The sequence below is a fragment of the Aurantibacter sp. UH7 genome (genome assembly GCF_056839165.1).
Map to the genome: position 1 here is coordinate 1,157,857 of NZ_CM166388.1, position 23,606 is coordinate 1,181,462.

12 protein-coding genes are annotated in these 23,606 nt (G+C 33.4%); 9 read left to right on the top strand and 3 right to left on the bottom strand.

Translation table 11 applies throughout. The annotated features are described in order from the left end of the window. Positions 1-3 precede the first annotated feature (3 nt). A complete protein-coding gene (locus UH7x_RS05075) occupies positions 4-870 on the top strand; it encodes a glycoside hydrolase family 16 protein (protein ID WP_482362638.1) in 867 nt (288 codons plus the stop codon). 5 nt (positions 871-875) lie between these two features. Here UH7x_RS05075 and UH7x_RS05080 read toward each other — a convergent pair whose 3' ends face one another. Next, complete coding sequence (locus tag UH7x_RS05080; protein ID WP_482362639.1) at positions 876-2,135, bottom strand: BaiN/RdsA family NAD(P)/FAD-dependent oxidoreductase; 1,260 nt, start codon at positions 2,133-2,135, stop codon at positions 876-878. Continuing rightward, a complete protein-coding gene (locus tag UH7x_RS05085; RefSeq protein ID WP_482362640.1) occupies positions 2,135-2,881 on the bottom strand; it encodes a glycerophosphodiester phosphodiesterase in 747 nt (248 codons plus the stop codon). The genes UH7x_RS05080 and UH7x_RS05085 overlap by 1 nt, the downstream gene beginning before the upstream one ends. A gap of 125 nt (positions 2,882-3,006) precedes the next feature. On the opposite strand from UH7x_RS05085, the gene UH7x_RS05090 reads away from it, so the two are divergent. Beyond that, the gene (locus tag UH7x_RS05090; protein ID WP_482362641.1) at positions 3,007-4,725 is read left to right on the top strand and encodes an IlvD/Edd family dehydratase; all 1,719 of its coding nucleotides are present in this window, start codon (positions 3,007-3,009) and stop codon (positions 4,723-4,725) included. A 123-nt stretch (positions 4,726-4,848) separates the two neighbouring features. Here the strand turns inward: UH7x_RS05090 and UH7x_RS05095 are convergent, their stop codons facing one another. Next, positions 4,849-5,889: a LacI family DNA-binding transcriptional regulator gene (locus UH7x_RS05095; protein ID WP_482362642.1), complete on the bottom strand. Its 1,041-nt coding sequence runs from the start codon at positions 5,887-5,889 to the stop codon at positions 4,849-4,851. Positions 5,890-6,216: 327 nt separating this feature from the next. Between UH7x_RS05095 and UH7x_RS05100 the strand changes: the two genes are divergently transcribed. The 7 genes from UH7x_RS05100 to UH7x_RS05130 all read left to right on the top strand — a co-directional run bounded on the left by UH7x_RS05100 (position 6,217) and on the right by UH7x_RS05130 (position 23,605). After that, on the top strand, positions 6,217-9,351 hold the full coding sequence (locus tag UH7x_RS05100; RefSeq protein WP_482362643.1) for a SusC/RagA family TonB-linked outer membrane protein: 3,135 nt from the start codon (positions 6,217-6,219) through the stop codon (positions 9,349-9,351). Positions 9,352-9,366: 15 nt separating this feature from the next. Then, positions 9,367-10,995, top strand: coding sequence for a RagB/SusD family nutrient uptake outer membrane protein (locus UH7x_RS05105; RefSeq protein ID WP_482362644.1), 1,629 nt, complete (start codon positions 9,367-9,369; stop codon positions 10,993-10,995). A gap of 212 nt (positions 10,996-11,207) precedes the next feature. Then, positions 11,208-14,489 carry a VCBS repeat-containing protein gene (locus UH7x_RS05110; protein ID WP_482362645.1) on the top strand — a complete coding sequence of 1,094 codons (3,282 nt, stop codon included), beginning with the start codon at positions 11,208-11,210 and terminating at the stop codon, positions 14,487-14,489. After that, on the top strand, positions 14,489-17,830 hold the full coding sequence (locus UH7x_RS05115; protein WP_482362646.1) for a VCBS repeat-containing protein: 3,342 nt from the start codon (positions 14,489-14,491) through the stop codon (positions 17,828-17,830). The genes UH7x_RS05110 and UH7x_RS05115 overlap by 1 nt, the downstream gene beginning before the upstream one ends. Further along, positions 17,823-21,059 carry a VCBS repeat-containing protein gene (locus tag UH7x_RS05120; protein ID WP_482362647.1) on the top strand — a complete coding sequence of 1,079 codons (3,237 nt, stop codon included), beginning with the start codon at positions 17,823-17,825 and terminating at the stop codon, positions 21,057-21,059. The genes UH7x_RS05115 and UH7x_RS05120 overlap by 8 nt, the downstream gene beginning before the upstream one ends. 21 nt (positions 21,060-21,080) lie before the next feature. Continuing rightward, positions 21,081-21,995, top strand: a complete 915-nt coding sequence (locus UH7x_RS05125; protein ID WP_482362648.1) for a GyrI-like domain-containing protein — start codon at positions 21,081-21,083, stop codon at positions 21,993-21,995. A gap of 125 nt (positions 21,996-22,120) precedes the next feature. Next, positions 22,121-23,605, top strand: coding sequence for a xylulokinase (locus UH7x_RS05130; RefSeq protein ID WP_482362649.1), 1,485 nt, complete (start codon positions 22,121-22,123; stop codon positions 23,603-23,605). The last annotated feature ends 1 nt before the right edge of the window (position 23,606 follow it).

Sequence of the window (23,606 nt, forward strand, 5' to 3'; positions counted from 1 at the left end):
GTAATGAAATCATTAGTGTTTTTTTCTATAGGAATGTTTACTTTAATGTTATCATGTAAAAATGACAACCTTGCTATTGAAGAGGAATCCAAAACTACCGAAAAGGTTTATGAATTGGTCTGGGAAGAAAATTTCGACAAAATTGGAAAACCTGATGCTACAAAATGGATATATGAGACTGGATTTATTCGTAATGAAGAACTTCAATATTTTACTGATAGCTTAAAAAATGTACGACAAGAAGATGGTAACCTAATAATTGAAGCACACAAGGAACAAATATCTAATAATGATTTTGTTGCTGTGACGAATACAAATTGGAAAAACAATAGAGAATTTGCAGAATATACTTCGGGCAGTATTTCAACAGAGGGTTTAGTCTCTTGGAAATATGGTAAGATAGAAGTACGTGCCAAACTACCGAAAGGTTTGGGCCAATGGCCTGCAATATGGATGCTTGGCGATAACTTACGTTCTGTAAGCTGGCCAAAATGTGGTGAAATAGATATTATGGAACATGTAGGATATACAAGAGATTCAATTTATGGAACCGTGCACACCGATGCCTATAATCATAATAAAGGGACGCATATCGGAAAGGCTGTATTCATTGACGATCCTTATGACACTTTTCATATTTATGCAATTGAATGGACAGAAGAAAAAATTGATTTTTTACTTGACGACCAGATATATCATTCCTTTTCGAATGAGAATAAAACTATAGATGAGTGGCCCTTTGACCAAGCTTTTCACATAAAACTAAATGCATCGGTAGGTGGCACTTGGGGAGGCATTGAAGGAGTTGATGATACCGTTTTTCCACAACAAATGCGAATTGACTATATACACGTATATCAAAAAAAATGAACCAATTAATTCGTGATACCCTGGGCTGCTAAATAACCTGTGGTCCATGCATTTTGGAAATTAAAGCCACCAGTAATTGCATCAACATTTATCACTTCACCTGCAAAGTATAAACTAGATACCAATTTACTTTCCATAGTTTTAAAATTAATCTCACTAAGTTCAACTCCCCCGGCAGTAACAAATTCCTCTTTAAAAGTACTTTTACCATCAACAAGTAATCGACAATCTGTTAATTGATCAGCTAGTTTCTGAAGCTTTACTTTAGTAACATCGGCCCATTTTTCGTCCTCGGTTATTCCCGAAGCACGCACTAAGTTTGTCCATAATCTTCTTGGTACATCAACTGCCTTGGTTCGCAATACTGTTTTTTTTCTTTCCACTTCTTTTATCTCAGTAAGCAATTGAATAACAGACTCATTATAATGGTCTGGCAACCAATTTACATGCACCATGAATTTGTAATTTAAAGAACTTAAGAGGCGTGCACCCCATGCCGAAAGTTTTAAAATTGCAGGTCCACTTACACCCCAATGCGTTATCAACAAAGGTCCTTCTTCAATTAATAATGGTTTTCTTTTTTTTTGACTGCTTAATTTTATAGTAACCTTAGCATCTACATGGTTTATATCATAAACTGCTACTCGAGCATTCGTACTCACCCCCGAAATTCCTTCAATTCTAGGGTCTTTTATGTTGAATGTAAAAAGTGATGGCACAGGCTCCACAATTGAATGGCCTAGCTCCCTAAGTTTTTTCCAAATTTTTGAACTACTACCCGCTGCTATTAGTAGCTTTTTAGATTGATATGTTTTTTTAATAGTAACTACTTCCCAATCCTTTTTGAATTCAAAATTAGTAACACCACTATGTTTTAAAATTTGAATACCTAATCTATTCGCTTCCGATAAAAAACAATCGATTATTGTTTGCGAAGAATTACTTGTTGGAAACATTCGACCATCATCTTCAATTTTTAAGGCAATTCCCTTTTCTTCAAAAAAGGACATAACATCTCCACTACAATATTTATGAAAAGGACCAATTAACTCCTTTTCACCTCTAGGGTAATTTTTGGCTAATTCAGTTGGATCAAATTGCGCATGGGTAACATTACATCTACCTCCACCAGAAACTTTAACTTTTGCTAAAACCTCTTTACCTTTTTCAAGAATTGCTATTTTTAATTTGGGGTTGTTTTCAGCAGCTTGTATCGCTGCATAAAAGCCAGCAGCGCCGCCACCAATTATTATAAGATCAAACATTAGTGTACTCGTTCAGGGTAATTTGTAATAATACCATCAACACCAAATTTTTTCATTGTTGCAATATCTTTAGGTTTATTAATTGTAAAAGGATAAATTTTAAACCCAGCCGCATGCATCTCATTTACATTTTGCTGGGTAAGTGCTTTAAAATGTGGGTTTATAGCTTCTGCACCCAACTCTTTGGCAACCACTGTTGCCTCAGTAATCTCATCCCCTACTAGAATAGCTATTCTAATATCATCATTCAATTTTCGCATCGCTCTTAATTCATCCCATCTAAAACTTGAAATAATAAAACTATTTAGGGTCCAGTTCTTATCCCGAATATTACTATCCAACATTTTATTTAAAAGATCAGTAGTATTCGAACCTTTAAGTTCAATATTCAGTTCAACTTTATTATCAATTACATCTAACACTTCTTGTAGCGTAGGTATTTTAAGATTTCCTTCTAGTTTTAATTGCTTCAATTCTTCTAAAGTAAAACTTTCAATATCACCTTTTGCATTTGTTAGACGATTAACTGTATCATCATGAAATACAATTAGCTCTCCACTTTTAATTTTAAAAATATCAATCTCAATCATATCAACACCTAGGTCCATAGCTTTTTGAATGGATTCTAATGTATTCTCGGTTACATGCCCCATGGCACCTCTATGTCCTATTACTTTTGGTTTTTGCGCCATAACACATGATTGAATTAAAAAGATTATTGAAAAAAGGTAAAAGATATTACGCATGACTATTTTTTTTATAAAAGTAATCATACAATCCGAAAAATTATCAATTAAATATTTTATTGAAAAAGGAAAATCCGCTAGCAGTTCTTATATTTAAGACGGATTAAGAAAAATGTATTTTACATATGAGTGATAAGAAAGAACTTCGCAGTCAAGGTTGGTTTGGAAAAACTGGTAAAGACGGATTTATATATCGCGCCTGGATGAAAAACCAAGGTCATCCTGACGATGAGTTTTCCAACAAACCAGTAATTGGTATTTGCAATACCTGGTCAGAATTAACACCTTGTAATGGTCATCTTAGAGAGTTGGCGGATCACGTAAAACGTGGGGTTTGGGAAGCTGGTGGTTTTCCATTAGAATTTCCTGTTATGTCTTTGGGAGAAACAATTATGAAACCAACGGCCATGCTTTTTAGAAATTTAGCAAGTATGGATGCCGAAGAAAGTATACGTGGCAATCCTTTAGATGGCGTTGTGCTTTTAGGTGGATGCGATAAAACAACACCCTCAATTTTAATGGGTGCTTGCAGTGTAGATATTCCTAGCATTTTTGTTTCAGGGGGATCAATGTTAACCGGAAATTATAAAGGAAAAAAAATTGCAACATCCGATATATGGCGATTTAGTGAAGCCAATCGGAATGGGAAAATGGATAACGATGAATTTCGACTTGCTGAAGCCATGATGTGTAGAAGTGATGGACATTGTGCAGTAATGGGTACAGCTAGCACTATGGCCTGTATGGTTGAAGCACTTGGAGTTACATTACCCCATAATGCTGCAATACCTGCATCAGATTCTAGAAGAAAGGTACTCGCACATTTATCAGGCAGACGTATTGTTGATATGGTAAAGGAAGATTTAACACTATCTAAAATTATGACTCGCGAAGCGTTTGAAAATGCCATTATGGTAAATGCAGCGGTTGGTGGCTCTACTAATTTTGTAGTACATCTGTTAGCACTAGCCGGACGTGTTGGTGTTGACTTAACCCTTGAAGACTTTGATAAATTTTCTGCTAACATTCCATTATTAGCAAACTTACAGCCCTCAGGTAAATTTATGATGGAAGATTTTTATTATGCAGGAGGCCTGCCCGTTGTAATTAAAGAGCTTAGAGAGCATTTAAACAATAGTGCCATTACTGCAAATGGTAAAACAATTGGTGAAAATACGGAAGATATAGAATGCTATGATCGTGAAACCATTGGCACGACAAAAGAACCAATAAAAGATGACTCGGGCATCGCAGTTTTAAGAGGTAATTTGTGTCCAAATGGTGCTATTTTAAAACCATCTGCGGCAACGCCTGAGTTGATGCAACATAAAGGAAAAGCTGTCGTTTTTGAAAATATTGAAGATTATAAAGAACGTGTTGACGACCCTGATTTAGATATCGACGAAACCTCGGTAATGGTATTGAAAAATGTTGGACCTAAAGGTTACCCCGGTATGCCAGAAGTTGGAAATATGGGGTTGCCGAAAAAATTATTAGCAAAAGGAGTTACTGATATGGTTCGTATTTCTGATGGTAGAATGAGTGGTACTGCTTTCGGTACTGTAGTTTTACATGTAGCACCAGAAGCAGCAGTCGGTGGTGCATTTGGATTAATTGAATCTGGTGATGAAATTGAATTAGATGTTGCCAATAGAAAATTAACGTTACATGTTTCTGATGAAGTACTAGCTGAACGTAAAGCCAAATGGAAACCTCAAGATTTAGGAATTAATCGTGGCTTTGTGAAAATGTTTATCGACCATGCTGAGCAGGCTGACAAAGGTGTAGATCTTGATTTTCTAAAAGGCAAATCAGGTAGTGTAGTAACGCGTGATTCACATTAATAAAACTTCTATTTAAAAAATAATGGTTCAAGTGAAACACAAAATTCAGTTGAACCGTTGTGTTTAGCTAAAATATAATTTTGTTGAAAGGTGTATATTAGCACTCCGAATTTTACATAAAACTTAAGAAATCAAATTACTGGTAGATCCTCGTTGTAAAATTGTACCCTTTACAACCGCTGTTTCATAAACTGGTCGACGACTGTCATCGGTAGTTTCATATTCAACCCTATTAATTAGAAGGCGAGCAGCAACCTCTCCCATTTTATCTCCATGTTGTGCAACAGTTGTCATACTAGGCTTACTGTACTTCGAAAGTATACCGTCTGTAAAACCAACAAAAGCAATGTCTTCTGGAATTTTAACACCATCGTCTTGAACAATGCCCATACAAATAGCTGCGAACAATTCATTAACACACAACACGGCATCAATTTTATTTGTTTTAAAAAAATTAGCTATTACTTTTTCATCCTGATTTTTATAATGCAACTTTAATATTAATTTTTCATCTATAGGAATATTATTCTCAGTTAGTGCCATTTCATATCCTCTACCTCTTTCTTCACTCACATTAAAATAACTATCTGTTGTAACCAAGGCTATATTTTTACGGCCATCTTTAATAAAACCTGACACTGCTTCATAAGAAATCTCACAATCATTTAAGACTACTTTATCGCAATCAATATTATCAGTCACACGATCAAAGAGTACAAGAGGAAAACCTTGATTAATTATTCCGCTTAAATGTTTAAAATTATTCTTTTTTTGAGTTTCTGCTGATAGAGACATTATGAAACCATCTACACTGCCATTAGACAAGGCTTCTAAATTAAAAACTTCTTTATCATAAGACTCATTTGAAATACAAATAATAACGCTGTAACCACGCTCATTAGCATACTGTTCAATTCCTCTAATAACAGTGGTGAAAAAATGATGAATAATATCGGGGATAACCACTCCAATATTTCTAGTACGTCTATTCTTTAAACTAATAGCCATATTATTTGGCTTGTAATTGTAGAGTTTGGCAAAAGCTTGCACTTTCTCTTTTGTTTCTTTTCCAATTTCAGGACTATCTTTTAGTGCTTTAGAGACTGTTGATATAGAAACATCTAACTCACGAGCAATACTTTTTAAAGTTACTTTTTGTTTCAAAATTCAAATTTTGACTTATTCAATAAATATAGTAAAACCACTGGAAACACCTGATTTTCCCGCCATTATTGTTTACCCAATTATAGTAAACTATAAAATGCGATTAATAAGGTATATTTTCTGAATTTACGAAAATAGTATAATTCACACCCTATTTTTTACAATTCGAAAATTTTAAATAGTATAAAATAAAAAAATGATATTTAAGAAGTTATTAACACGAAACCGTTTGCGTAACATCTGAAATGGGCACAATTACGAATTTAACATTTATTTTACATAATTTTAACCTTATTAATAATTTAACTCAACTTAAAACAACTCTTTATGAAAATCGTTTTATTAAGAAGTTTGCTAATAATCGGAGCGTTCTTGTGCTTCGGTCAACTGCAGGCTCAAAAAGAAGTGACAGGTACTGTCTCTGATAATAGTGGTCCATTGCCCGGAGCAAGTGTCATAGTAAAAGGCACAAGCACAGGTTCCCAAACAGATTTTGACGGAAACTACACTATTAACGTTCCAGATGATGATGCTGTATTAACCATCAGTTATATAGGTTATAAAAGTGTTGACATTGCTGTTGGCACTCAAACTACAATAAACGCAACCTTATCTGAAGATGCACAAGCTCTAGAAGAGGTTATCATTATTGGTTATGGTACAACTACAGTCAAAGATGCGACAGGATCGGTTTCTGCTGTTACTTCTGAAGATTTTAATGGTGGTGTTATTAGTTCCCCAGAACAATTAATACAAGGTAAGACTGCTGGTGTAAACATTCAACAAACGAGCGGTGAACCAGGTGGTGGCATTAACATTAACATTAGAGGTGCAAATTCTGTTCGTGCAAATAACAATCCTTTATTCGTTGTAGACGGCGTTGCGTTATTTGGAGAAAGCACTGACGCACAAGGAACTGTTAGTAATACTGCTAATAGTGGTGAACAAGGAAACCCTTTAAGTTTTTTAAATCCGAATGACATTGAAAGTATGAGTATACTTAAAGATGCATCTGCAACAGCCATCTATGGTTCTCGTGGTGCAAACGGTGTTGTTATTATTACTACGAAGAGTGGTAAAGGTTCATCTGGTGGAAAATGGGAATTCTCTTCAAATGTAACTTACACAACTCCTGTTAGAAAGTTTGACCTTTTAACTACCGAAGAGTATTTAAATGCTTTACCTGATTACGGTGGTGATCCAGTTGTAAATAATTTTGGCTCGGATACAGATTGGCAAGATGTTGTTTTAAGAAGTACTGCATCTACAAATCAAAACCTTTCTTATTCTCATAATTATGGTTCTGGTAATGTTAGAACGACTTTTGGTTACCAAAAACAATTAGGTATAATGGAAAAATCTGATTTTGAAAGAATTACTGGTCGTTTAAATTTAAATCAAAGATTTCTTGAGGATAAACTTTTAATTGGACTTCAAACATCAGTTTCTAGAGTGAATCAACAGAAGCCACCTTTAAATAATACTGCCGGTGCAAGTGGAGATATATTAGGAGCTGCTTATGCCGCAAACCCTACATGGCCAGCAGATCAGTTCTTTAGACCGGATGGAAGTATTTCAATTAACCCATTAAATTCATTGGAACAAACAGAAAACATTACACACACAGATCGTTTTCTTATTAATGCATCTGCAGAATATAAAATTACCGACAACTTATCGGCAAAAGTAAATACAGGCTACGATACATCTAACAGTAATAACACTTCTGTTTTAAGTAAAAATCTATTCTTTGCTGGTATTGTAGATAATGGTTTTGGAACGTTCAACACTTTAGAACGTAAAAATAAAACCTTGGAATTCACCATGAGTTATAATAAGGAGTTTGAAAATTCAAATTTAGATGTTGTAGCAGGTTATGCATATCAAGATTTTAGAACGATTGAAAGAAAAGCGCAAGGAAGAGGATTTCAATCGAATGTGCTTAGCGAAATGGCTGAAGATTTAAAATATGCTGTAAATGACGCCGAATATGGAGCCACAGGGGAATACCAACAATATTATTATGATACTAACGGCAATGGTTTATTTATAAATAGACTATTTCCAACTTCAGGAACTGATAACATACCTTATAACAATCCAAGAGGTGTTGAAGCTGTTGCAGCAGATACTTTTGACAATACTGATGAGTTACAATCGTTCTTTGGAAGAGTAAATTATAGTATTGCTAGCAAATATTTATTTACTGGTACACTTAGAGCGGATGGCTCTTCTCGTTTTGGCCCAGAAAATCAGTACGGTTATTTTCCATCAGCGGCCTTCGCATGGCAATTAGGGGAAGAGGATTTTATAGGTGAAAATGTTTCAACCTTAAAACTTCGTGTAAGTGCAGGTATCACTGGAAATCAAGATGGATTGGGTTATGGTAACTTTGTTGCAAGACAACGATTTGGTACTTTAGGCATTAATAACGATAATACCATCAATCAAAATGGTTTATCTATAGTTGCCACAGATAATCCTGAATTAAAATGGGAGTCTACTACTGATTTTAATGTTGGATTAGATTTTGGATTTAACAATGAACGTTTTAATGGAAGTATTGATGTATATCAAAGAAATACTAAGGATCTTCTTTTAAGAACACCTCCTGCTTTACCGGCAACTACACCTTTTCAATTTTCAAATGTAGATGCCACAGTAGTAAATCAAGGTATTGAATTAGCGTTAGGATATGACTTCATTCAAACTGAAGATGTAACTTTTACAACTTCGTTTAATATTGCCTATAACAAAAACGAAATTAGAGATTTTGCAGGTGCAATTAATTCCGGTCCAATTAATGGTCCTGGCTTAACAGGTGCTTTTGCTCAGCGCTTTGAATCAGGTTACTCATTATTCTCTTATTACATGGCTATATTTGAAGGTTTAGATGCTACAGGAAATCCAATATATGCTGACGTAGATGGAAACGGCGTCGGTGATCCTGATGCGGACAAAACATGGGTAGACGAAGATGGTTTACCAGATTTTACTTCCGGATTATCGCTAAACTTAAAAGTTAAGAACTGGGATTTAGGTGCTTACTTTTCAGCTCAATCAGGATTTTCAGTATATAATAATACTGCAAATGCCTTGTTAAATGCTGGTCAATTAGGAACTGCACGTAACGTTACAGCTAATGTATTAAGTGAGGGTGAAGACCCTGGTGCTTCTACAGCAGTATCTTCAAGATTTTTAGAAAAAGGTGATTTTATTAGATTTCAAAACGCCTCACTTGGTTATACTGTTCCATTAAGCGGAGAAGGCTTTTTAGACAATCTTAGATTATCATTAACTGGACAGAATCTATTTTTAATAACAGATTATAGCGGTGCAGATCCTGAGGTTAGTGTTGCAACTGGTAATTTAAATGCAGCCAACTTACCAACACGTGGTATAGATTGGGCAGCATATCCTAACCCAATGACTATTACATTTAGTATCAACGCATCGTTTTAAAAAAAAGTTAGAAAAATGAAAAATAATAAATTAAAAATATTCGGTTTATCACTGCTTACAACCTTAGGGTTAGTTTCGTGTACCGATTTAGAAATTGAAGAAACCGACTCATTTATTACGGAAGGTTTTGTTGGGTTAGAAAATCCATCTTCCGCTTTGGAGGCACTTTATGGTGATATTCGCGGAAACCTTTCAGACCAAGCAAACACTTATGCTTTATTTGAAGTAACCACAGACGCACAGTTAATACCAACAAGGGGTGCTGATTGGGGAGATAACGGTCGTTGGAGAAAACTTCACCAGCACGAATGGGGTTTAGAAGAAGCTGATATTATTGGCCCTTTTGAGCAATGGACTAAAAATCAACTATCTGCATCTTTCATTATAGACGAAAGAAGTGCTGCCTCTGCAACGGATGTTTTAGAAGCACGGTTTTTAAGAGCCTATAGCATGTGGATTACTTTGGATCTCTTTGGACAAGTGCCTTTTAGAGATACGCAATTACCAAGTACAGAAATACCTGAGGTATTATCTGGTGCTGACGCTGTCAACTTTATTTTGGCTGACCTAGACTTATGTATTGCTGGTTTATCTAACACGCCTGCAGGAGCCGGTGATGATTTGATTAAGCCATCCACATCAGCTGCTAAATTTTTAAAGGCAAGAATACTTTTGAACAGACATATCTATGACAATCAATTAACAGGAGGAGGAGGTACTGCTAATCCAGCAGACTTAACTACTGTAATTAGTTTAGTTGATGATATTACTGCTAATGGTTATGCTTTACAACAAGGATATTTCGATATTTTCAAGAAAGATGCAGATTCTGAAACAATTTGGTTTACTGAATCTTCAGTACAGAATGTAGTATATGCACCATTACATGTAAACGCGTTCGGTCTAGCCGGAGGTGGTGGTTGGAATGGTTTCAGTACTTTGGCTGAATACTATGACTTATTTGAAGGAGATCCTGAAATAAATCGAGTAGAAACTGATTTAACACGTTTAGATGGTCAAGAAGAAAGAAGAGGTGGTACACCACCAGAAGGACTGCCTTTTGCTGGCACTTCAGATCAAGATGCGGCATCAGGTTATGAATTTGGATCTAACATTGGTTTTGGGTTTTTAATTAACCAACAGTACGATTTAGATGGTAGCAAAATACAAGATAGACAAGGTGCTGATTTAAAATACAAAAGAGACTTCACCGACGGTTCTGGGGCAAAAAACCTTATTAATAATAATGAGCAGACAGGTGTTCGTATTATAAAGTATAATCCTAGATTTGGAACCGGCACACAACATAAAATACAATTTAGATATGCCGACGCACATTTAATGAAAGCAGAAGCTATGCTAAGAAGTGGCAGTGACCCACTAGCTATGGTAAATGAATTGCGCGCTATTAGAGATGCGCAACCACTGGCTTCTGTTTCTGAAAGCGATTTATTGGATGAAAGAGGTAGAGAACTGTATTTAGAATTAGTAAGACGTACTGATTTAATTCGATTTGGAAAATACCTGAGAGATTGGGAGTTTAAAGGATCTTCTGCAATAGAAAACCCAAAACGTCTTTTGTTTCCGATACCATTACCACAGATTTTGGCCAATCCTAATTTGGTTCAAAATCCTGAATACTAAATATATTTTTTAGCAAATATTAAAACCCACTCAATTGAGTGGGTTTTATTATTTAGAGTCTGAATAATCTTTAATGTTAAAATTTAGATACCCTATAAACAACTTTCTTTTATTAGCAAAAAGTAACTTTCAAAATATTAATTTAGAAAAGTTAATCCTCCATTTTTAAGTTGTTAAAGTAGAATTAAAGACAGTATAATTTCAACCATAACATGAACTCAACTAAAGTATTTATACTTCTAGTATTTTTAATTATCTCATGCAAAAAGAATACTACTCTTTTTGTTCAGGTTGATTCTGCATTTTCAAATGTGAAATTCAATAATCAACTTACTCCAACTGCTGAGTTAAATATTCTTAACTACCTGTATTATTACAATGGTGCTGGTGTTTCTGCTGCTGATTTCAATAATGATGGTTTAGTCGATTTATATTTTGCAGGAAATCAAGTGCATGATGAGTTATACTTAAACAAGGGAAATTTAAAATTTGAAAAAATATCAAAAAAGGCAGGTTTAGCAGAAGTAAAAACTTGGTCTACAGGCATTAGTCATGTAGATATAAATAACGATGGACTCCTAGATATTTATGTTTGTAAAGCTTCTAAGTACAGAGCTCTTAAAGGTCGTAACCTGTTATATATTAATCAAGGAAATAATTCTAATGGTATTCCAATTTTTAAAGAAGCAGCCAGAAGTTATGGATTAGATTTTTCAGGATTAAGTACTAATGCTACTTTTTTTGATTATGATTTAGATGGTGATCTTGATATGTATTTAATGAATCATTCAGTTCACCCTAACAATAACTATGGCTTTGGTTTAAAACGCAAAGGCTACAACCCAATCTCAGGAGATATTTTATTCGAAAACCAGAATGGAAAATTTGTAGACGTTAGTGAAAAAGCTGGCATTTTTCAAGGTGAAATAGGATATGGTTTAGGCATTTCCGTAAGCGATATAAACAATGATCATTACCCAGATATATATGTAGGAAATGATTTTTTCGAAAATGACTATTTATATATTAATCAAAAAAATGGCAGTTTTAAAGAACAAATCTCACTGAAAGAAAATGGCATAGGTCATACATCACATTTCTCTATGGGCAACAACATTGCTGACATTAATAATGACGGGCTTATGGATATTCTTTCTTTAGATATGCTACCCGAAAATCTAGAAACATACAAAAGTACAGGACTAGAATATTCGTATTCCATATACAATCAGTATTTGAATAAAGGTTATGCACCACAGTATATGCAAAACACCTTACAACTAAATTTAGGCGGTCATCAATTCTCAGAAATTGCTTTTTTAAGTGGTATTGCGGCAACAGAATGGTCTTGGAGTCCTTTAATAGCTGATTTCGACAACGACGGATTTAATGACCTTTTCATTTCTAATGGAATAAAGGGAGCTACTAATGATATGGATTATCTTAATTTCATTTCCAACGAAGATATTCAAAGAAGAATTGATGCAGGAATGACAGAAACAGATTTACCGTTAATTACAGAAATACCCGAAAAGAAGACCTCAAATTATTTTTACAAAAACAATGGTGATTTAAGTTTTTCTAATGTTTCAAAAACTTGGCTAGAAGAAGAGCCATCTTTTAGTAACGGAGCTATACATGCCGATTTAGACAATGATGGAGATTTAGATATTGTAGTAAACAATGTAAATCAAGAAGCATTTATTTTAGAAAACAAATCGAAAGAAGGCAACTATCTAAACATAAAGTTTACGGGTCCAAAAAACAATCGCTTTGGAATTGGAGTTAAAGTAACTTCATATTCTAAAAATAAAATAACCAAAGAAAACTACCCTACCAGAGGTTACTTATCTACCTCCCCTCCTGCTATTCATATAGGTTTAGGATTAGATAGTACTATAGATTCTTTAAAAGTACTATGGCCAGATGGTAAGTTAGAAATACTTAAATCTTTAAAAACAAACACATCTATTACAGTAGCTAATGAAAATGCAAAAAACCAAAATGTAGTAGCAAACGAACTATCGCAAAATATCTATTCAAAAAATGACAGCTTAATAGATTTTTTACATAAAGATCAAGCAACTTTAGATTTTGACCGTAAACCTTTAATTCCATTTGCCAATTCAAATAATGGACCTTGTATTTCCGTTGGTGATATAAATAAAGATGGGCTTGATGATGTTTTCATTGGTGGTGCAAAAAAACAACCTTCCGAATTATTTCTACAAAACAAAGAAGGAAATTTCATCTCCACACAAAAAGAATTATTTATAACAAACAGTACTAATGAAGATACGGCAAGTGTATTTTTCGATGCGAATAATGATGACCAATTAGATTTAATCGTGGGTAGCGGAGGCAATGAATTCACTTCTGGAAATGCAATTAAACCGCGGCTTTATATTAATACTAACGGCATATATCAACTTAAAGAAAATACATTTGAAAACATTGAAACAAATGTATCCAAAATTGAAACAATTGATATTGACAATGATGGAGACATTGATATTTTCTTAGCATCTGACCAAGTTCCTACAGAATTTGGTTTAACTCCAAAGCAATATATCTTGTTAAATGATGGGGAAGGAAATTTTAGGAATACTACAACACAGATTGCTCCTGGGTTAGAAAAAATTGGCAACATTAAAGATGCTGTCTTCACTGATTTAAATGGTGACAACAAAACAGATTTAATTGTTGTTGGTCATTGGATGCCAATTTCCATTTTTATAAATAACGGAGAACAATTAATTTTACAAGAAAATAAAGGTCTTAAATTTACTAACGGCTGGTGGAATACAATTAAAATTAAAGATTTAGACAATGATGGAGACATCGATTTTATTTGTGGTAATTGGGGATTAAATTCTGCATTCAAAGCATCAAAAGATAAACCAATCACCCTTTATAGAAATGATTTCGATAATAACGGTAGTACCGAATCATTAGTTACATACTTTCATAATGATATGGAAACCACCTTTGCTTCAAAAGATGATTTAGCAAAACAATTGCCTTTTCTCAATAAAGAATTTCTCTTGTACAACACATTTGCAAAAGCTTCGATAGATGATCTTTTCGGTAAAAAAAACCTACATGAATCTGATAAAAAACATGTTTACGAACTACAAAGTTGTGTATTTCTAAATGATGGTAAAGGAGTCTTTTCTAAAATAGCATTACCGAGAATTGCGCAATCTTCCCAAATTAACGCTATAGCTTTAGATGACATTAACAATGATAATTTCACAGACTTAATTCTGGCCGGTAATAATTATCAAATTAGCACGCAACTTGGTAGGCTTGATAGTTGTCATGGACTAATTTTGCAAAACAACAATGACGGAAATTTTTCTTGGGAGCAACATCAAACTCTCGCTATCGACGGCGTTACTAGAACCATAAATAATATTACAATTACTGGCGAATCATCTTTTATAGTTGGTCGAAATAACAAATCGCCTATTCTCCTTAAAAAACAAAAATAATGTATAGATATACGCAAATCTTATTTTATCTATTACTTCTGTTGACTACTTTTTCTTGTTCAGAAAAAAAACAAAAAAACTTACAAGTGAATGATACATTATTCACCCAAATGAGTTCAGATGAAACGGGTATAGATTTCATTAACAAAGTAGAAAATAAAAAAGACTTCAACATTTTTAAATATCGAAACTTATACAACGGTGGTGGAGTTGCCATTGGTGACATTAATAATGATGGACTCGCCGATATTTATTTAACAGGTAACAAAGAAGCAAATAAACTATATCTAAATCAGGGTGATTTTAAATTCATTGATATATCAGCTTCCGCTGGAATTGAAGGCAGCAAACCGTGGTCTACTGGTGTAGTAATGGTTGATATAAATGCCGACGGTTTACTGGATATTTACGTTAGTAATGCTGGTAATATGAAAGGAAACAACCATGACAATGATCTTTACATTAATAATGGTGACCTTACATTTACTGAGAAAGCAGCAGAATATAACTTAGCTAAAACCGGTTTTACTACTCACGCATCATTTTTTGACTATGATAAAGATGGAGATTTAGATGCGTATATTTTAAACAACAGTAATATTCCTGTAAGTAGTTTAGGCTATGCAGAACAACGCGATGTGCGTGCTCAAGACTGGGAGGGAGTCCCACATATTTTTCGCGGAGTTGGCGACATGTTACTCAGAAATGATAATGGAAAATTTATTGATGTAAGCGAAAAATCTGGCATTTATGGAAGTCTTATTGGCTTTGGATTAGGTGTTTTAGTTACAGATATTAATCAAGATTTATATCCAGATATTTATGTGTCAAATGATTTTTATGAAAGAGACTATTTATATATTAATCAAAAAGATGGCACATTCAAAGAAGAAATAAAAGATTACACTTCGCACCTAAGTTTGTCCGCAATGGGTATTGATATTGCAGATATTAACAATGACGGACATAATGATATATTTATTACTGATATGTTACCTGAGGCCGAAGAACGTGTGAAATCGGTTATGGAATTTGAAGGTTATAATGTCTATAACTTAAAACGAAGTAAAGATTTCTCGCAACAATACATTCAAAACACACTTCAACTAAATAATGGCAACGGTTCATTTTCAGAAATAGCATATTATAGTGGCGTAGATGCAACAGATTGGAGTTGGGCAGGCCTACTTTTTGACATGGATAATGATGGCCTAAAAGATATTTTTATTACAAATGGAATAAATCACGACTTAACTGATTTAGATTTCGTTGATTTTTTTGCGAATGAGATTATTCAAAAAATGGCACTTACAGGTAAGAAAGAATCTATCGATTCAATTATCAATAAAATGCCAGTAAAACCACAACCCAATTACGCATATAAAAACAATGGTGACTTAACATTCAAAAACGCTAACAAAGAGTGGGGTTTTGAACTTGCAACTAGATCTAATGGCGCTGCTTATGGAGATTTAGACAATGATGGAGACTTAGATTTAGTGATAAATAATGTAAATACAGAGTCATTTGTTTATCGTAATAATGCAAATAAAAACCTAGAAAACAATTTCATACAACTTCAATTTAGAGGAGTTGATAAAAACCCATTTGCCATTGGCGCATTGGCTAAATTTTATTTTGGCGACAATATTGTTAACCAAGAATTAATGCCATCTAGAGGGTTTCAATCTTCTGTTGATTACAAAATGACCCTAGGTTTAGGAAAAATCAATGTTCTAGATTCCATAAGAATTATTTGGCCTAATGACAAAACCCAACTATTAAAAGAGGTTAAGGCCAATCAGACAGTAACACTCAAACAATCAGAAGCAATTGAATTATATAAAGTACCTAGCGCAAGTTTAAAAAAGAAACTTTTAAACGAATTAGACAATAGCAGTTTTCTTGTGCATGAAGAAAACAACTATAATGATTTTGATTATGAAGGACTTATCTATAAAAAATTATCTCAAGAAGGTCCGGCTATGGCAGTTGGTGATATTGACCATGACGGCAATGAAGACGTTTTTATAGGAGGATCCAAAAATCAGACAGGTACTATATACAGACATAAAGGTAATGGCAAGTTTTATAAAACTAACCAGCAGGTTTTTCTAAAGGATAAAAACTTTGAAGATACAGCTGCAGCTTTTTTCGATGCTGATGGAGATAAAGATCTAGATCTTATAGTTGGTAGTGCTGGTAATGAAGTTGGTAATGAAAAAGATTATATAACACGTTTGTACTTGAATGACGGTAAGGGTAACTATACAGATTCGGGTCAAAAACTGCCTTCTACCTTCAAAAATATTTCTACCATTGCTACCCAAGACTTTGATGAAGATGGTGATATTGATGTATTTATTGGGTCCAGAAGTGTTGTAGGTATTTATGGTTTAAGTCCAAATCATTTATTACTCGAAAACAAAGATGGAAAATTAGAAGATGCAACAGAACGAAAAGCTTATGATTTAAAAGATGCCGGTATGATTACTCATGCAGTTTGGGCTGATATGGACGGTGATAAAAAACAAGATTTGATTACCGTATCTGACTGGGGCACTCCTGAAATATATAGAAATTCAGGTAGAAGATTACAAAAGTTCAATTCATCTCTTGATAGCTTAAATGGGTGGTGGAATACTGTAGAAGCAGCAGATTTAGATAAAGACGGAGATTTAGATTTAGTTTTAGGTAACCAAGGTGAAAACTTACATTATATGCCAAAAAATGGGCAAGTAATGAAGTTATGGATTAATGATTTTGACAATAATGGTACTATTGAACAAATAGTTACTTTAGGCAAGGATGGTGAAGATTATCCAATACTTCAGAAAAAGGAAATTACTGGACAATTAACTTCACTTAAAAACAAAAACTTAAAAGCTTCTGATTATGCCAAACGTACTATTCAAGAGTTATTTTCTGAAGAAGTAATTAATCAATCAATTGTAAAAATGGTTAACACTGCAGCTTCTGTTATTGCAGTAAATGAGGGCAATGGTAAGTTCACAATTAAAAAACTTCCTGCCAGATCTCAATTTTCTTGTATTTGCAGTATCGATTGTATTGACATCAATAATGATGGTAATCTAGATTTAATTATGGGTGGTAACAATTTCGAATTCAAACCGCAATATTCTCGATTAGATGCTAATTATGGTAATGTTTTGCTAGGTGATGGAAAACTAGATTTTAAATGGCAAAACTATAATAAAAGTGGATTTTACATTCGTGAAGAAATTAAACATTTAGCGGAGGTAAAAGACAAAAATGGTAAGCGATTTATCGTAACTGCTATCAATGAAAGTAAACCTAAAATATTTGCGTTAGATGAATAAACTAATTTTTCTTTTCTGTGTTAGTTTATTTATATCAAGTTGTTCTGATAAAGAAGAACTTTTTAATCTTCCAGCTGCTTCCGAAACTGGGGTTAATTTCACCAACACACTTACCGAATCTGATGATATTAATATTTTAGATTATTTATATTTTTATAACGGTGGCGGGGTTGCAATAGGTGATATAAATAATGATGATTTACCAGATATTTATTTTTCAGGTAATCAGGTAGAAAATAAATTGTATTTAAATAAAGGCAATTTAAAATTTGAAGATATTACCGAAACAGCGAAAGTTAAAGGTAATAGTACATGGAATACAGGCACAGTAATGGCCGATGTGAATGGTGATGGCTGGTTAGACATTTACGTATGTGCCGTAGTAGGCATTAACGGTTTTAATGGCCATAACGAGCTTTTTATCAATAACCAGGATGGTACATTTTCAGAAAAATCAACTGAGTTCGGTCTTGACTTTGACACCTATAGTTCTTCAGCTGCATTTTTTGATTTTGACTTGGATGGTGATTTAGATTTGTATTTATTAAACCATGCTGTACACACAGCTGATTCATATGGCAAAGCAGATTTAAGATTTCAAAGAAACTATGAGACAGGCGACAAGCTTTTAAAGAACGAAAATGGAAAATTTATTGACATTAGTGAGCAAGCCGGAATTTTTGGCGGCATAAATGGTTACGGATTAGGCTTATCTATTTCGGATTTCAATTTAGATGGATATCCAGATATTTATGTTGGCAACGATTTTCATGAAGATGACTACTATTATTTAAATAATAAAAACGGCACATTTACTGAAAGTTTACGTCATTCTTTTGGGCACACAAGTCGTTTTTCTATGGGTAATGATGTAGCCGATATTAATAATGACGGTTTCCCTGATTTAATCTCTTTAGACATGCTTCCTGAAGAAGAAATTCCTCTTAAATCTTCTGAGGGCGATGATAATTTGCAAACACAAAAAATGCGAATAGAGCAATACGGTTATCAATATCAATTCACCCGTAACATGCTATACATTAATAGACCAGACGGACACTTTACAGAAACTGCATTAATGAGTGGCATAGCTGCGACTGATTGGAGCTGGAGTGCACTATTTGGAGATTACAATCAAGATGGTGAGCAAGATTTATTCATTGCAAACGGAATTCCTAAAAGGCCAAATGACTTAGATTTTATCAATTTTATTTCAAACGAACAAATCACAAGTAAAATAAACAACACTAAACTGGTCGACAAAAAGGCCCTCAAAATGATGCCTACGGGTACACATTATAATTATTTATTTGAAGGAAATGGTAAATTAGGTTTTTCAGACAAATCTAAAAAATGGGCGGCTACAGACACCTTAGCTTCAGCAGCTTCTGCATATGGTGATTTAGATAACGATGGTGATTTAGATTTAGTGGTAAGTAATCTAAATGCTCCTGCGACTATCTACGAAAACAAAACCAATGAAAAATCGAATTACTTAAAATTAAGATTCAATTTTTCAGAGAAAAACAAATTTGCCCTAGGCACTAAAGTATTCATCTACAACAATACTAAATTACAAAGTAGAGAACTCTTTACTTCCCACGGTTTTCAGTCTTCCTCAGAACCTATTGTTCATTTTGGAGTTGGCAATTCAAACAAAATAGACTCAGTTAAAATTATTTGGCCTAACAAAACTTATCAAGTATTAAACAATGTAAATACGAATCAAACATTAAATATTTCTATTAAAAACACAAACACCTTTGCTTATAATAGATTAAGACCTGAAGTAAAAAAGATTTTTCAGAGAGATAGCACAAATCTTGGTATAAATTTCACTCATTATGAAGACAGCTATTTAGATTTTAATAGAGAAAAATTAATTCCATATAAAATATCAGATCGCGGACCCGCTTTCGCAGAAGGAGATTTAAATAATGACGGAAAAGAAGACTTGTTTTTTGGAGGTTCTAAATTCATTCCATCACAAATATTTATCAATAATGACAGCCTATATATTTCTTCACAACTAAATAATATTTTCAAAGACTCAATTAAAGAAAATATTTCTGCTAGTATTGCTGATTTTAATGGTGACAATATAAATGACATTATAATTAGCTCTGGAGGTGGTGATTTCTTTGGAAATTCCAAAGTATTAAACGATAGCTATTATACGCAAACGGAATCGGAATTTATTAAAGAAGATTTACCAGAATTATTCCAAAATTCATCTGTCGTTGCTCCTTTCGATTATGATAATGATGGAGATTTAGATGTTTTTATTGGTGGTCAATCAATTACCGGTAGTTTTGGCAAAAAGGTTAAATCATATTTATTAAAAAATGGAAATGGAAATTTCTCCATTGATGAAAATTTCGAGTTAGAAGATATGGTTACTGATGCCATTTGGTTTGATTTCGATTCTGATGGATTAGTTGATCTTATTACCGTTGGAGAATGGTCTTCACCAAAATTTTTAAAAAACACAAAGGGTGGATTCATTGAAATAGAAACACCTTATATTACTGGATTATGGCAGTCTATTCATCCTTTTGATATTGATGAAGATGGTGATACTGATTTTCTTTTGGGCAACTGGGGATTAAACTCCAAATTGAAAGCTACTGCCGATTACCCACTTCGGTTATATTATAATGACTTTGACAATAATGGTCAAACTGAGACTGTTACGGCTATTGCTAAAAATGGATCCTACTATCCGTTAGAAAATTTAAATGGTTTAGCAAGTCAAATTGTTTCATTACGTAAAAAATTCAACACTTACACTTCTTTTGCTGGTAAGACTATTGAAGAAATTTTCGATAAAAATCAATTATCCAAAACAATAATTTTAGAAGTAAACACCTTGGCTTCTGGTTACCTAAAAAATGAAAAAGGTAGTTTTACATTTATACCATTTAAAAACGAATTGCAGGTTGCACCGATACTAGATTTTGTTTCTTTTGATTTCGATGGAGATGGTAAAATTGAGATTTTAACTGGTGGTAATTATTTTGGTGTTAAACCGTTTCATGGTCGGTTTGATTCATTTTCAGGAGCAATAATTAAAAATGAAGATGAGTATACTTTAGGTAATCAGCTAGGACTAGAATTTACACAAAAAACAATACGACATCTTCACATTCTACACTTTAATAAAAAACCGTATTTAATGGTCATTTACAATGATGGTCCATTAGAAATATATCAAATAAATAAAAACTAAAATTATTTAGACTTAAATAACATGAGAAAGATAATCTACATCTTCCTTTTTACAATTATGGCAGCGCTAATCTGGTATTTGTTTATCAATCCTGCTGACTATACTATTCGCTTTAAATCAAAGGCTTCGGTTGGCATTATTAATCAGACTTTAAAACTTTGGGATGACAATTTAAAAAGAACTAAGAGCATCCAAAAAGTAGAAGACATTAAACAAATTGGAGATTTACATCATCTTACACAAAAATTAAAATTCAACGATTCCACGCATATATATGAATGGTCTATTGGTAATACTATTGACTCTATTACACCTGTCACAGTAAGAGTAAGCGATAAGAAAAATAGTTTAATAAATAGGATTAAAATTCCATTTACTAATACAGATTTTGAAAAAAGATCAGAGAACACGGTATTAGATTTTATGAGGAACCTAAAAGAACATACAAATAAAATTAGGGTTACCATAAAAGGAAAAGAGGACATTCCAGAGAAATACTTAGCATATATTGCAATAAAATCAAAACAAAATGAAAAGGCAGATGGCATGATGCGAAATTTCACATACCTCACAAATGAATTAGCTAATAATGGAGCTACTTTAGATGGTCCACCAATGATTGAAATAACGTACTGGAATCAAGAAAATGACAGCATACATTACAATTTTGGCCAACCCATTTTAAAATCTAAAAACTTACCTACCAACACTGATATTGAGTATAAAAAAATTAAAAAAAAGCAAGCTATAAAAGCAGAATACAATGGTAATTATATTACATCTGATAGAGCGTGGTATGCTCTTATAGATTATGCTAAAAACAATAAAATTGATATCGACGCTAAACCAATTGAGCTATTTTATAATAACCCAAATGTTGGCGCCGATGAAATACATTGGAAAGCTGAAGTGTTTATGCCGATAAACAAGAATTAAATGAACACATTTAAATGAGGAAAGCATGATAAACATTAAGGTTAATCATCCTCAAAAAACCTAAATTTCCTTGGTTCAATGCATCTAAAACGATATCTTGAACCTTCTAATAATAGTAAAATTATATGTACTCAATTGGTTATGATATTGGCAGTTCATCAATAAAGGCAGCCTTAGTAGAAACAGCCACCGGAAAATCTATTGCCGTAGTCAGTGAACCAAGTGTTGAAATGGAAATGCTTGCAATAAATAATGGTTGGGCCGAGCAAGACCCAGACAATTGGTGGCTTCATATTTGTAATGCTACTAAAAGACTAATTTCTGAGAACAAGATTGATGCTTCCTCAATCAAAGGAGTAGGTATTTCTTATCAAATGCACGGTTTGGTAATTGTAGATAATATAGGCAAACCTTTGCGTAATTCAATTATTTGGTGCGATAGTAGAGCTGTTGAAATAGGCCAAAATGCTTTTGATACATTAGGCAATGAAAAATGTTCGGAAGAATTATTGAATTCACCATCAAATTTTACGGCTTCAAAACTAAAGTGGGTAAAAGATAATGAGCCTGATATTTATGCTCAAATTCATAAATTTATGCTTCCTGGTGATTATATTGCTTATAAGTTAAGCGATACAATTTGTTCCACTATTTCTGGCCTTTCTGAAGGAATTTTTTGGGATTTCAAAAAAAATGAAATTGCAGATTGGCTATTAGAATATTATGGTATTGATGAATCACTAGTTCCTGAGATAAAAGACACATTCGCCATCCAAGGTAAAGTATCCAAGCAAGGTGCTTTAGAATCTGGTTTAGCTGAAGGCACATCAATTTTATATAGAGCTGGTGACCAACCAAATAATGCACTTTCTTTAAATGTATTTAATCCAGGTGAGGTAGCTGCAACAGGTGGAACTTCAGGAGTGGTTTATGCAATAACAGATAGCCTTTCTAGCAAAGAAAGCACTAGAGTTAATAATTTTGCGCATGTAAATTACAATAGGCAAAAAACAAGAATTGGTAAGCTACTTTGTATAAACGGATCAGGTATTCAATATCGATGGTTATTAAATAACTTAGATGTTTCCTCGTATGAAGAAATGAATGATTTAGCTGCTACAATTGCTATTGGTTCCGATGGTGTAACTGTACATCCTTTCGGTAATGGTGCAGAACGTATGTTGAATAATAAAACAATAGGCACGCAAATGTCTAATATTAATTTAAACAATCATACAAAAGCACATTTGTGTAGAGCTGCATTGGAGGGTATTGCTTTTTCTTTCGTTTACGGAATGGAAATCATGTCTTCAGACGGAATAAAGCCCAAAGTAATTCGAGCAGGAAATGATAATCTTTTTCGTTCAGACATCTTTTCCAACACAATAGCCACCCTTATAGGCCAAGAAATTGAAATATACAAAACCACAGGGGCCATTGGCGCAGCAAGAGCATGTACATTGTATAATGGTGATTTTGACACCTTTGGCAAACAAATAATGAATAATGATTTTGTGATGGGTTTTAAGCCATCGGATAATAAAGGCATGTATAACACAGCATACCAAAAATGGAAAAAAGAACTAGAACAACTACTTAAAAACAACTAAT

Bases quoted from the DNA above. Each gene is read 5' to 3' on its own strand.
- UH7x_RS05075 (WP_482362638.1), top strand. From the start codon at position 4: ATGAAATCATTAGTGTTTTTTTCTATAGGAATGTTTACTTTAATGTTA.
- UH7x_RS05080 (WP_482362639.1), bottom strand. From the start codon at position 2,135: ATGTTTGATCTTATAATAATTGGTGGCGGCGCTGCTGGCTTTTATGCA.
- UH7x_RS05085 (WP_482362640.1), bottom strand. From the start codon at position 2,881: ATGCGTAATATCTTTTACCTTTTTTCAATAATCTTTTTAATTCAATCA.
- UH7x_RS05090 (WP_482362641.1), top strand. From the start codon at position 3,007: ATGAGTGATAAGAAAGAACTTCGCAGTCAAGGTTGGTTTGGAAAAACT.
- UH7x_RS05100 (WP_482362643.1), top strand. From the start codon at position 6,217: ATGAAAATCGTTTTATTAAGAAGTTTGCTAATAATCGGAGCGTTCTTG.
- UH7x_RS05105 (WP_482362644.1), top strand. From the start codon at position 9,367: ATGAAAAATAATAAATTAAAAATATTCGGTTTATCACTGCTTACAACC.
- UH7x_RS05110 (WP_482362645.1), top strand. From the start codon at position 11,208: ATGAACTCAACTAAAGTATTTATACTTCTAGTATTTTTAATTATCTCA.
- UH7x_RS05115 (WP_482362646.1), top strand. From the start codon at position 14,489: ATGTATAGATATACGCAAATCTTATTTTATCTATTACTTCTGTTGACT.
- UH7x_RS05120 (WP_482362647.1), top strand. From the start codon at position 17,823: ATGAATAAACTAATTTTTCTTTTCTGTGTTAGTTTATTTATATCAAGT.
- UH7x_RS05125 (WP_482362648.1), top strand. From the start codon at position 21,081: ATGAGAAAGATAATCTACATCTTCCTTTTTACAATTATGGCAGCGCTA.
- UH7x_RS05130 (WP_482362649.1), top strand. From the start codon at position 22,121: ATGTACTCAATTGGTTATGATATTGGCAGTTCATCAATAAAGGCAGCC.